The organism is Noviherbaspirillum phoenicis (genome assembly GCF_047237965.1).
Classification (GTDB): Bacteria; Pseudomonadota; Gammaproteobacteria; order Burkholderiales; family Burkholderiaceae_D; genus Noviherbaspirillum_A.
On sequence record NZ_JBDFLX010000001.1, the window covers coordinates 2,429,120 to 2,440,849 of the forward strand.

At 64.5% G+C, this 11,730-nt stretch carries 13 protein-coding genes; 3 read left to right on the plus strand and 10 right to left on the minus strand.

Annotation, left to right across the window (positions count from 1 at the left end; translation table 11 throughout):
- Nucleotides 1-41: 41 nt before the first annotated feature.
- Genes trmD through rpsP form a run of 3 tightly spaced genes read right to left on the minus strand, consistent with a single transcriptional unit; the run spans nt 42 to nt 1,661 of the window.
- Nucleotides 42-812, minus strand: a complete 771-nt coding sequence (gene trmD, locus ABC383_RS10945) for a tRNA (guanosine(37)-N1)-methyltransferase TrmD (protein ID WP_413013897.1) — start codon at nt 810-812, stop codon at nt 42-44.
- A gap of 33 nt (nt 813-845) precedes the next feature.
- Nucleotides 846-1,391, minus strand: coding sequence for a ribosome maturation factor RimM (rimM, locus tag ABC383_RS10950; RefSeq protein WP_413013898.1), 546 nt, complete (start codon nt 1,389-1,391; stop codon nt 846-848).
- A gap of 15 nt (nt 1,392-1,406) precedes the next feature.
- On the minus strand, nt 1,407-1,661 hold the full coding sequence (gene rpsP, locus ABC383_RS10955) for a 30S ribosomal protein S16 (RefSeq protein ID WP_194711557.1): 255 nt from the start codon (nt 1,659-1,661) through the stop codon (nt 1,407-1,409).
- 215 nt (nt 1,662-1,876) lie between these two features.
- Between rpsP and ABC383_RS10960 the strand changes: the two genes are divergently transcribed.
- Nucleotides 1,877-2,290, plus strand: coding sequence for an NINE protein (locus tag ABC383_RS10960; RefSeq protein WP_194711556.1), 414 nt, complete (start codon nt 1,877-1,879; stop codon nt 2,288-2,290).
- A 51-nt stretch (nt 2,291-2,341) separates the two neighbouring features.
- On the opposite strand, the gene ABC383_RS10965 is transcribed toward ABC383_RS10960, so the two are convergent.
- The 7 genes from ABC383_RS10965 to dnaX form a co-directional block, all read right to left on the minus strand.
- Nucleotides 2,342-4,132 carry an acyl-CoA dehydrogenase gene (locus ABC383_RS10965; protein ID WP_413013900.1) on the minus strand — a complete coding sequence of 597 codons (1,791 nt, stop codon included), beginning with the start codon at nt 4,130-4,132 and terminating at the stop codon, nt 2,342-2,344.
- A 74-nt stretch (nt 4,133-4,206) separates the two neighbouring features.
- Complete coding sequence (locus ABC383_RS10970) at nt 4,207-5,136, minus strand: electron transfer flavoprotein subunit alpha/FixB family protein (RefSeq protein ID WP_413013902.1); 930 nt, start codon at nt 5,134-5,136, stop codon at nt 4,207-4,209.
- 20 nt (nt 5,137-5,156) lie between these two features.
- A complete protein-coding gene (locus ABC383_RS10975) occupies nt 5,157-5,906 on the minus strand; it encodes an electron transfer flavoprotein subunit beta/FixA family protein (protein ID WP_413013904.1) in 750 nt (249 codons plus the stop codon).
- A 137-nt stretch (nt 5,907-6,043) separates the two neighbouring features.
- Nucleotides 6,044-6,271 carry a sulfurtransferase TusA family protein gene (locus ABC383_RS10980; RefSeq protein WP_413013906.1) on the minus strand — a complete coding sequence of 76 codons (228 nt, stop codon included), beginning with the start codon at nt 6,269-6,271 and terminating at the stop codon, nt 6,044-6,046.
- A gap of 168 nt (nt 6,272-6,439) precedes the next feature.
- Nucleotides 6,440-7,036 (minus strand): recombination mediator RecR, encoded by a 597-nt coding sequence (recR, locus tag ABC383_RS10985; RefSeq protein ID WP_413013908.1) that lies wholly within the window; start codon nt 7,034-7,036, stop codon nt 6,440-6,442.
- Nucleotides 7,037-7,051: 15 nt separating this feature from the next.
- On the minus strand, nt 7,052-7,378 hold the full coding sequence (locus ABC383_RS10990; RefSeq protein WP_194711551.1) for a YbaB/EbfC family nucleoid-associated protein: 327 nt from the start codon (nt 7,376-7,378) through the stop codon (nt 7,052-7,054).
- An 18-nt stretch (nt 7,379-7,396) separates the two neighbouring features.
- Nucleotides 7,397-9,388: a DNA polymerase III subunit gamma/tau gene (gene dnaX, locus ABC383_RS10995; RefSeq protein ID WP_413013911.1), complete on the minus strand. Its 1,992-nt coding sequence runs from the start codon at nt 9,386-9,388 to the stop codon at nt 7,397-7,399.
- 123 nt (nt 9,389-9,511) lie between these two features.
- Here dnaX and ABC383_RS11000 point away from each other — a divergent pair, with 123 nt between their 5' ends.
- Together ABC383_RS11000 and ABC383_RS11005 are read left to right on the plus strand one after the other, a co-directional pair.
- Nucleotides 9,512-11,155, plus strand: a complete 1,644-nt coding sequence (locus ABC383_RS11000; RefSeq protein WP_413013913.1) for an isovaleryl-CoA dehydrogenase — start codon at nt 9,512-9,514, stop codon at nt 11,153-11,155.
- 228 nt (nt 11,156-11,383) lie between these two features.
- The gene (locus ABC383_RS11005; protein WP_413013915.1) at nt 11,384-11,728 is read left to right on the plus strand and encodes a hypothetical protein; all 345 of its coding nucleotides are present in this window, start codon (nt 11,384-11,386) and stop codon (nt 11,726-11,728) included.
- Nucleotides 11,729-11,730 lie beyond the last annotated feature (2 nt).

An 11,730-nucleotide genomic window follows, 5' to 3' on the forward strand; every position in this document is an offset into this window, starting at 1 on the left:
GTTCAACATTATCGCCTGGCCAACATGGCCAGGCGCTCCATTCAGCTGCCTGCAGGTTTTTCAGCCTGCAGGCTGCCTAAAAACTTTTCGTCGGCCGGACTCAGCAGACCGGCGGCGCGGGCGCTGGCGATCAGCGCCGGCCGCTTGGCCATCGTTGCCCGCAGCGCCTGCTGACGCCGCCACTTGACGATCTCGGCATGGTGGCCGCCCATCAGCACCGGCGGCACCGGCACGCCTTCGTACACTTCCGGCCGGGTGTAATGCGGATAGTCCAGCAGGCCGTTGACAAAGCTGTCTTCCACCGCCGAGGCATCGTCATGCAGCACGCCCGGCAGTTGCCGGATCACCGCATCCATCAGCGCCATCGCCGGCAGTTCACCGCCCGAGAGCACGAAGTCGCCGATGCTGATTTCCTCGTCGACGCAGCGGTCCAGCAGGCGCTGGTCCACCGCTTCATACCGTCCGCACAGCAGCACCAGGCCCGGTTCGGCCGCCAGCTGCATCACGCGCTGGTGGTCCAGCACCCGGCCCTGCGGCGACAGGTAGACCACGCGCGGCTTCGGCAGGCCCAACTGCTGCTGGCGCGCGGCGGCAGCCGTCAGCGCCGACTCCAGCGGCCTGGCCAGCATCACCATGCCGGGGCCGCCGCCGTAAGGCCGGTCGTCCACGGTGCGGTAATTGTCGCTGGTGAAATCGCGCGGATTCCACAGGCCCAGGCCGCAACGGCCCTGCTCGAAAGCGCGCCGCGTGATGCCGGACTGGGTGATGGCCGCGAACATTTCCGGAAAGAGGCTTACGACATCAAACTGCATACCGCCGCCCTTCCCGCAGCCAGGCTGCCTGCATCACGAATAATCCGCTTCCCAGTCCACCGTGATCAGGCGTGCCGCCTGGTCCACGGTCTTGACGAACTGGTCGACGAAGGGAATCAGCAGTTCCGGCGCAGGCTTTTCGCCTTCCGCCACCGGCTGTTCCACCCGCAGGATAGGATGCGCGCCATTGTCCATCAGGTCGCCGACCACGCCGAGATGCTCGCCGCGCTCGTTGACCACTGCTAGGCCGATCAGGTCGACCCAGTAGAATTCATCATTGTCCAGCGCCGGGAAGTGGCTGCGGCGTATCTGCACCGTCGCGCCCTTCAGCGCTTCGGCCGCGTCACGGCCGGACACGCCCATCAGGCGCGCCACCACTTCGTCGTTGTGGAGTTTGGACTGCAGCATCTCGACATCATGCAGTTCCGGCTTGTCCAGCCACCAGGTCTTGGCGGACAGCAATGCATCGCCGTCCGACGAGTAAGGCCTGATGCGCACCCAGCCCTGAATGCCGTATGCGCCTGTCACATAGCCGACCAGCACCAGGTCGTCAGGAATCGGCGTTCCCGATGCGGTCATCTGTAAAACCTTGTATTAGGCAGCGGCCTTCTTGCCAGCCTGCTCAACCAGACGGGCAGCGGTCGGCGACAGTTGCGCGCCAACGCCTTGCCAGTAGGTCAGACGGTCCTGGGCGATGCGAACCGACTCTTCAGCGCCGGAAGCCATCGGGTTGTAGAAGCCGATGCGCTCGATGAAACGGCCGTCGCGGCGATTGCGGGAATCGGTCACAACCAGGTTGAAGAACGGACGCTTCTTTGCGCCACCACGGGATAAACGAATCACGACCATAATATTTCCAAAAAGTGTACGGAGACGGAAAAAACCAGAGATTATAGCGGGTTTCTTCCGGCTACGGCTAAGTTAATCGGTATTTTGGGGAAAGCGCGGCGCAGGAAATGCGGCGAGGCGACAGTATAAGGCGCTTTTCCCGGCCTGCGGAGATTGCCTTGCGTCCAGCGCTGATGCACACTACGCCCGCAATCCCGCCTGCTACCGCCCATTCCATGTCCCGCCACAAGAACAAGACCCTGGCCACCCTGCTCGCACTGCTGTTCGGCGCCGCCGGGCTGCATCGCTTCTACCTGTACGGCCGCAAGGACTTCTGGGGCTGGCTGCACTTCGCGACGCTGCCGCTGTCGGCGCTGCTGGTGCTGGGCAACCCGGATGCGCCGGCAATCTTCACCGCGGGACCGCTGGTGCTGTCGGTGCTGGCGGGCTTCCTGGAAACCCTGGTGATCGGCGTCACGCCGGACGAGAAATGGGATGCGCGCCACAATGCCGGTTCGGGACGGCAGTCCAATACCCGCTGGCCGGTGCCGCTGATGCTGGTGGTGGCGCTGGCATGCGGGTCGACGGCGCTGATTGCCGCCATCGCCCGCACCTTCGACATCCTGCTGACCGGCGGCTCCTACGGCTGAGGTTCAAGCGGCGACGCGCCAGCGCATCGCCGCCTTCCCGGCGTCAAAACCTCAGAACTGATCTTCCGCCAGCGCCAGCACGCCGGCGCTGCCGCCGACGATGGCCGCGCGGTAGGACGCTGCCTGCGACAACAGGTAGTCGGCGAAGAAGCGCGCGGTGGCGATCTTGGCCTGGTAGAAGCGCGCATCACCCTCGCCCGCATCCAGCTTCTTCTGCGCGATCAGTGCCGCGCGTGCCATCTGCCAGCCGCACAGCACGATGCCGGCCATCTTCAGGTAAGGCACGCTGCCCGCGAACACCCCCTTGATGTCGGACTTCATGTTGGCCACGATGTAGTCCACCACCTCCTCCAGCGCCTTCGATCCGGCGGCCAGCTGGTTGCGGATCGCCGCCAGGTCGCCGCCGGCGGCCGATTCCAGTTCGGCCTCGGTCTGCCGCACCTGGGCCAGGATCGCGCGGGCGGTGGCGCCGCCGTCGCGCACGGTCTTGCGGCCGACTAGGTCATTGGCCTGGATCGCGGTGGTGCCTTCATAAATGGTCAGGATGCGGGCGTCGCGGTAGAACTGCGCCGCGCCGGTTTCCTCGATGAAGCCCATGCCGCCATGCACCTGCACGCCGGTCGAGGCGACGTCAATCGACATCTCGGTCGACCAGCCCTTGACGATGGGCACCATGAACTCATAGAAGGCCTGGTTGTCGCGGCGCACCGCGGCATCGGCATGGTGATGGGCGGCGTCGTAGGCGGCGGCCGTGACATAGGACAGCGCACGCGCGCCCTCGGTCTGGGCGCGCATCGCCATCAGCATGCGCCGCACGTCGGGATGGTGGATGATGGCCACCGGGCCGGCCGAACCGGCCAGGTCGCGCGACTGCACGCGGTCGCGGGCATAGGCAACCGCCTTCTGGTAAGCCGTTTCGGCCACCGCCACGCCCTGCATGCCGACGGCGAAACGGGCCGCGTTCATCATGATGAACATGTATTCCAGGCCGCGGTTCTCCTCGCCGACCAGGGTGCCGATCGCGCCGCCGTGGTCGCCGAACTGTAGCACCGCCGTCGGGCTGGCCTTGATGCCCAGCTTGTGCTCGATCGACACGCAATGCACGTCGTTGCGCGCGCCCAGGCTGCCGTCGGCATTGACCAGGAACTTCGGCACCACGAACAGCGAGATGCCCTTCACCCCTTCCGGCGCGTCCGGCGTCCTTGCCAGCACCAGGTGGATGATGTTCTCGGCCATGTCATGCTCGCCGTAGGTGATGTAGATCTTGGTGCCGGAAATCTTGTAGGTGCCGTCGCCCTGCGGCACCGCGCGGGTGCGCACCAGGGCCAGGTCGGAGCCGGCCTGCGGCTCGGTCAGATTCATGGTGCCGGTCCACTTGCCCGAGATCAGGTTGGCGAGATAAGTATTCTTCTGCTCGTCGCTGCCGGCGGTGAGCAGCGCCTCGATCGCGCCGTCGGTCAGCAGCGGGCACAGCGCAAACGACAGGTTGGCCGAGTTCAGCATCTCGATGCAGGGCGTGGCCACCAGCTTGGGCAGGCCCTGGCCGCCGAATTCGACCGGATGCTGCACGCCCTGCCAGCCGGCCTGGCCGAAGGCGTGAAAGGCTTCCTTGAAGCCGGGGGTGGTGGCGACTTCGCCATTTTTCCAGGCGCTGGGCTCGCGGTCGCCGGCCACGTTCAGGGGCGCCACGACCTCACCGCAGAACTTCGCATTTTCCTCCAGCACCGCTTCTACGGTTTCCGGTGTGGCATCCTCGCAGCCGGGCAGGGACTGGACGGCCGGCAGGTTGGCCAGTTCATTGACCACGAACAGCATGTCCTTCAGGGGGGCGACATAGCTCATCTGATTACTCCCAAAAAAATGGGCAGGTCACGCTGGTTGGCGCGCCCTGCCCGGATGGATTCAAGCCGGTGTGATTAACCCAGTTCCTTGACCAGTTCCGGCACCAGTTCGAACAGGTCGCCGGTGATGCCGTAGTCGGCCACCGAGAAGATCGGCGCTTCCGGGTCCTTGTTGATGGCGACGATGGTCTTGGAGTCCTTCATGCCGGCCAGATGCTGGATCGCGCCGGAGATGCCGACCGCGATATAGAGCTGCGGCGCCACGATCTTGCCGGTCTGTCCCACCTGCCAGTCGTTGGGCACGTAGCCGGCGTCGACCGCGGCGCGCGATGCGCCCATCGCCGCGCCCAGCTTGTCGGCCAGCGGCTCGAGGATCTTGAACGCTTCGCCCGAACCCATGCCGCGGCCACCGGAAACGATGATCTTGGCGGCGGTCAGTTCAGGACGGTCGGACTTGGCCAGTTCGCGCGAGACGAAGGAAGACTTGCCGGCGTCGCCAGCGGCCTCCACGTTCTCCACCGCTGCCGAGCCGTCCTGTGCCGGCGCATCGAAGCCGGTGGTGCGCACGGTGATGACCTTGACCGGGTCGACCGACTGCACGGTGGCAATGGCGTTGCCCGCGTAGATCGGACGCTCGAAAGTGTCCGGCGACACGACCTTGGTGATCTCCGAAACCTGCGCCACGTCGAGAACGGCTGCCACGCGCGGCAGGATGTTCTTGCCGTAGGCGGTGGCCGGGGCCAGGATGTGACCGTAGTTCGAGGCCAGCGCCAGCACCTGCGCGGCGACGTTCTCGGCCAGGCCGTCGGCGAACTGGGCGCCGTCGGCGACCAGCACCTTGGACACGCCGGCGATCTTGGCGGCGGCTTCGGCGGCGGCGCCGCAATTGGCGCCGGCGACCAGCACATGGACGTCGCCGTCGCACTGGGCGGCGGCGGCTACGGTGTTGAGGGTGCTGCCCTTGAGGCTAGCGTTATCGTGTTCTGCAATGACGAGTGCGGCCATGATGTCTCTTTATCGTGAAATTAGATGACTTTCGCTTCGTTGCGCAGCTTGGCAACCAGCGTCGGGATATCCGGCACCATGATGCCGGCGGAGCGCTTGGGCGGCTCGGACACTTTGAGGGTCTTCAGGCGCGGCGTGACATCGACGCCCAGATCGGCCGGCTTGACGTTCTCCAGCGGCTTCTTCTTGGCTTTCATGATGTTGGGCAGCGTCACGTAGCGCGGCTCGTTCAGGCGCAGGTCGGTGGTGACGATGGCCGGCAGCGGCAGCGCCACGGTTTCCAGGCCGCCGTCGACTTCGCGGGTCACGGTTGCACGGCCGTCTTCCAGCACGACCTTGGAGGCGAACGTCGCCTGGCCCCAGCCCAGCAGCGCAGCCAGCATCTGGCCGGTCTGGTTGCTGTCGTCATCGATGGCCTGCTTGCCCAGGATGATCAGCTGCGGCTGCTCCTTGTCGGCCAGCGCCTTCAACAGCTTGGCCACGGCCAGCGGCTGCAGTTCTTCAGCGGTCTCGACCAGGATGCCGCGATCGGCGCCGATGGCCATTGCGGTGCGCAGGGTTTCCTGGCATTGGGTCACGCCGCAGGAGACGGCGACGACTTCGGTGACCTTGCCGGCTTCCTTCAGACGCATCGCTTCTTCCACAGCGATTTCGTCGAAGGGATTCATGGACATCTTCACGTTGGCAATGTCGACGCCAGAGCCGTCGGATTTGACCCGCACCTTGACGTTGTAGTCCACCACGCGCTTGACTGGAACCAGTACTTTCATAGCTCTGCCTTTGAAAAATCGAATTGACGTTAACGTAAACCGAAACGGGATTATAAGAGAGAATCAGCTAACCTGCCGAAATTTAGCACGCTCGTGCTATTAGTGGGTAGAGTGCGGCCACTAAATAGTGAAAAAAACTATTTCCTGCGCATGTAGAAAGTGAACTCGGCGCCGTCCTGAGACTGCTCCAGCAACTGGTTGCCGGTCTGGCGGGCAAATGCCTGAAAATCCCGCACCGACCCGGAGTCCGTCGCCACCACGCGCAGCACTTCGCCGCTGACCATTTCGGCCAGGGCCTTTTTCGCTTTCAGGATGGGCAACGGGCAGTTCAGGCCGCGCGCGTCGAGATCCTTGTGGAATTCCATTATTGCTTGCCTCAAAAAAATGTTGCCGAATTCTAGCCCAAAACGATGGCATTGATGCAATGCATCAATGCCATTTCAGCGGAAGAATGCACTTTACGCGCTTATTGCCGCAGATAAGGTAAAAATCTTGCTTATCAAGGGATGTTGCCTGGCCACCGGCCTTGCCTGTCAGGTCGCGCGTCGGTCCAGCATGGCGCGCGCAATGGTGCCGGCATCGACATATTCGAGTTCGCCGCCGACCGGAACGCCACGCGCCAGGCGGCTGACCTTCAGGCCGCGCGCCTTCAGGGTTTCGCTGATGTAGTGGGCGGTCGCTTCGCCCTCGTTAGTGAAATTGGTGGCAAGCACCACTTCCTTCACCACGCCATCGCTGGCGCGCTGCATCAGCCGTTCCAGGTGGATGTCGCGCGGGCCGATGCCGTCGAGCGGCGACAGGCGGCCCATCAGCACGAAGTACAGGCCCTTGTAGGTCAGGGTCTGCTCGATCATCAACTGGTCGGCCGGCGTTTCGACGACGCACAGCAGGGCCGGATCGCGCTCCTGGTCCAGGCAGGTCTCGCAGACGTCGTTCTCGGTGAAGGTATTGCACATCCGGCAGTGGTGAATCCGCTCCACTGCCTGGGTCAATGCCCGGCCCAGCATGGCCGCGCCTTCGCGGTCGTGCTGCATCAGGTGGTACGAGATGCGCTGCGCGGACTTGGGGCCGATGCCGGGCAGGCGGCGCAGCGCTTCGGTCAGGAAGTCGAGACTGGACGGGGTCTTCACAAGCTTGCGCCCGGATCAGAACGGCATCTTGAAGCCGGGAGGCAGCGGCAGCCCGGCCGAAATGCCGGCCATTTTTTCCTGGGTCGTGGCTTCGGCCTTGCGCACCGCGTCGTTGAAGGCGGCGGCAACCAGGTCTTCCAGCATGTCACGGTCGTCGCCCAGCAGCGACGGATCGATCGACACCCGCTTGACGTCGTTCTTGCAGGTCATCACGACCTTGACCATGCCGGCGCCGGACTGGCCTTCCACTTCGATGGTGGCGAGCTGGTCCTGCATCTTCTTCATGTTGTCCTGCATTGCCTGGGCTTGCTTCATCAGGCCTGCCAACTGGTTCTTCATCATGTTCCGCTCCTGGTATGGTCAAACTGGTTTGATGGATCCCGGTACGATGCTCGCACCGAACTCGCGTTTCAGCGTCTGGATGAATGGATCGCTGTGCATGGTTTCTTCCGCCTGCAACTGCCGCGCCTCGCGCTCCGCGACCGCCTTCGCATTGGCGGTCTGGCGCGCCGCGCCGATTTCCGTGGTCACCCGGGCCGGCTTGCCGAAGCGCTCTTCCAGCGCGGCGGTGAGCTTGTCCACCGTAGCGCTGGAGCACAGGGTTTCGATCGGCACACGCAGCTTGAACAGGAAGGTATTGCCTTCCTGCACGCATTCCAGCAACTCGCTCTGCTGCGCCAGCTGGTGCACCACGCCGCGCACCGGCAGCGCGGCCGCCAGCACCGGCCAGTCGCCATCCCATTCCAGCGCCGCTACCGGCACAGGTGGGGGCGCCGGCGGCAATTCCAAAGCCGGCGGCGCGGCAATGATGGGCGCGGCGGGCTCGGCTATGGCGATTTCAGTTTTTTTTTGAGCCGGTTCCGTGTAGTCGTCGTCGAACACCGGAATGTCGTCCCATGGCGGCGGCATGTCCGACGTGGCCGACGCAGCAGGCCTGGGCTGCGGCGCTGGCGTTGGTGCAGCGACTGCAGGAGCGGCCACCGGCTGGGCCGCCGGCGGCGTCGCGGCCGGCGCGCCGCCGCGCTTCATGTTGCGCGCCGCTTCCAGCGCTGCACGGGCCGGGCTGATCGCGCCGCGTGGCGGCGGCGCTTTCGCCGCCGGTTCGGTCGGGGCGACTGCCGCCCTTGCCGGCGGCTCCGCCACCACGGCGGCGGCGGCGCGTACCGGCGACGGCGCAGGTGCGGCAGGTGCGGCTGGCGCTGCCGGCCGGGCCGAAACCGCGGCGCGCGCCGGCGCTTCCTCCTGGGGCAGGTTGCCTGGCCGGAAGGCCAGCATGCGCAGCAGCGTCATCGTGAAGCCGGCATATTCGTCCGGCGCCAGGCCCAGCTCATTCCTGCCGTGCACGGCGATCTGGTAATAGAGCTGCACTTCCTCCGCATCGAACCGCTGCGCCAGGCGCAGGATGTGCTCGCGCTCCGGCACATCCTCCGGCAGCGCGGCCGGCACCGACTGCGCCAGCGCCACCCGGTGCAGCAGGGAACCGAGATCCTGCAGGGCGGCGTTGTAGGAAAGGCTGCGCGCGGCCATGTCGTCGGCCACCGCCAGCAGCGCGGCGCCGTCGTCGGCCGCCAGCGCATCGAGCAGGCGCACCAGGAAGGACTGGTCCAGCGTGCCCAGCATGCCCTGCACCGCGTCCAGCGTGACCCGGCCGGCCGCATAGGCGATGGCCTGGTCGGTCAGGGAGAGCGCGTCGCGCATCGATCCATGGGCGCCCTGCGCCAGGAGGCGCAGCGCCGGCAGTTCGAATTCGATCTGTTCCTGGCCCAGGATGTTTTCCAGGTGGCCGACGATATGGCCCGGCGGCATCTGCTTCAGGTTGAACTGCAGGCAGCGCGACAGCACCGTGACCGGAATCTTCTGCGGGTCGGTGGTCGCCAGGATGAATTTCACATGCTCGGGCGGCTCTTCCAGGGTCTTCAGCATCGCGTTGAAGGCCTGGTTGGTCAGCATGTGGACTTCGTCGATCATGTAGACCTTGAAGCGGGCGTTCGACGGCGCATACACCGCCTGTTCCAGCAGCTGCGCCATGTCGTCGACGCCGCGGTTGGAGGCCGCGTCCATCTCGATATAGTCGACGAAGCGGCCGGCGTCGATCGCCACGCAGGCTTCGCAGACGCCGCAGGGATGGGCGGTGATGTCGCCATTGCCATCGGGGCCGGTGCAGTTGAAGCACTTGGCCAGGATGCGCGACAGCGTGGTCTTGCCCACGCCGCGGGTGCCGGTGAACAGGTAGGCATGGTGCAGGCGCTTTTGTTCCAGCGCATGGCTCAATGCCCGCACCACGTGCTCCTGCCCGACGAGCGTTTCGAAGCTTTTCGGTCGATATTTGCGGGCGAGGACTTGATAGGACATGGCGTTGCGGAAATTGACTGAAGCAGCATTTTACCCGACTGCCGATCAGCGCCTGAAGCCGCTTGAACCGGAATCGCGTCAGGCCCAGAATCGGGAGAACGGAAAATCGGAGGAGACGACATCATGCCATGGCCTACCCACACGGTCACCAACCAGGTGCCAGAATTGCTGGATTACAACCTTTTTGCCACGGATGCCGCATTGGCCACCGGGCTGGAGCAGGCCGGCGGCGGCTGGCATGCCGGGCAGTTGGCGCGCCTGGGCGGCGAACTGGGCAGCGCCGACATCCTGCAGTTGGGCGCGCTGGCGAACCGGCATCCGCCGGAACTGCTTACCCACGACCGGGTCGGCAACCGCATCGACAGCGTGGAATTCCACCCGAGCTGGCACCGTTTGCTGGGCCTGCTGCGCCGGGAAGGATTGCATGCCCTGCCCTTCAGCGCGCCGCGACCCGGCGCCCAGGCGGCGCGCGCCGCCGGCTATTTCCTGCATGCCCAGGTGGAGTCCGGCTCGCTGTGCCCGACCACGATGACATTCGCCTCGATCCCGGTGCTGGCCAACGAGCCGGCGCTGTTTGCCCGGCTGCGCGACAAGCTGTTTTCGCAGGAACATGACCCGCGCGACCTGCCGATGGCGCACAAGAAATCGATCCTGATCGGCATGGGCATGACCGAGAAACAGGGCGGCTCGGATGTGCGCAGCAATGCCACGGTGGCCGTGCCGGTGCGCGGCGAAGGCCGTGGCGCCGAATATGCGCTGACCGGCCATAAATGGTTCTTCTCGGCGCCGATGTGCGACGCCCACCTGGTGCTGGCCCGCACCGACCGCGGCCTGTCGTGCTTTTTCGTGCCGCGCTGGCGCGACGACGGCAGCAAGAATCCAATTTTGATCCAGCGCCTCAAGGACAAGCTGGGCAACCAGTCCAATTCCAGCAGCGAGGTCGAGTTCCAGGAGGCGCTGGGCGTGATGGTGGGCGAGGAAGGCCGCGGCATTCCCACCATCATCGAAATGGCCAACACCACCCGGCTCGACTGCGTGATCGGCAGCGCCGGCCTGATGCGCCAGGCCTTCGTCCAGGCCGCGCACCATGCGCGCCACCGCAGCGCCTTCGGCCGCCTGCTGGCCGAGCAGCCGCTGATGCGCAATGTGCTGGCCGACCTGGCGCTGGAAAGCGAGGCGGCCACGCTGCTGATGCTGAAGCTGGCCAGCGCCTTCGACGCGCCCGACGATCCGCTGCTGCGCGCCTGGCGCCGCATCGTCACGCCGGCCGCCAAGTTCTGGATCTGCAAGCGCGCCATCGCCTTCACCGGCGAATGCATGGAAGTCTGGGGCGGCAACGGCTATGTTGAGACCGGGCCGATGGCGCGCATGTACCGGGAAGCGCCGGTCAATTCGATCTGGGAAGGCTCGGGCAACGTGATGTGCCTGGACGTGCTGCGGGCGCTGGAGCGCGATCCGGAAGGCGCGCTGCTGCTGCTGGCCGACCTGCGGGAAGCGGCGGCCGGCCACCCTGCCCTGCTGGCGCTGCTCGATGCGCTGCGGCGCGACATGCAGGCCGCGCCGGAAGAACGGGAAGCGCTGGCCCGGCGCTTCGTGCAGCGGCTGGTGCTGGCGGCGCAGGCGGCGCTGATGCTGCGCCACGCGCCGCGGGATATCGCCGAAGCCTTCGTGGCCAGCCGGCTCGATGCCGATGGCGGCCGGGTGTACGGGACGATGGGAACGCCGGCGCTTCAGGAGGGGATATTGGACCGTGCCTGGCCGCGGTAATTACAAGAAATCGGGCCATTATCAATGCGTTCAATGAGGCTTAGATTCAGCAAACTGCCCTCACCTTGGCAAAAAATGGATTTGTTTATTTGTGAAGCTTCAGAGGTGGAACGCTGCCCCCTGGATTTAATACTTAAAACTCTCAATCGGCACAACTGTGATTGACTTGTTCTGTCAGCGCCGACTGGCCACCAGCAATTTAGCCAACTTACCTCAAAGGAAACGCGTATGTTAAACAATTCCAAAATCAAACTAGATGCGGCAATTACAAGTGACTCTTCTTTGTCTCAAAACCTTAAAGTAGCTAAGGGCAGGGAAGACGCATTGTCGATTCTTATGAATCTTGCTGATGCCGATGCCATTGAACCTAATAAAAATACAGTTGTTGAATGGCCGTCTACGTATCATGAAAAAGCTAATGCGTTATCAATGTCTGCGCTGGAACAAGTTGCAGGTACGGGACGTAGCGGCGGCATTCCAATTATTGGATGGTTGTCTACGTATCGTGAAAAACCTAAAGCGACAGCACGAGATGATACGTATTTAGCGCAAAAAGGCCCGCAGGTATTCTGAAA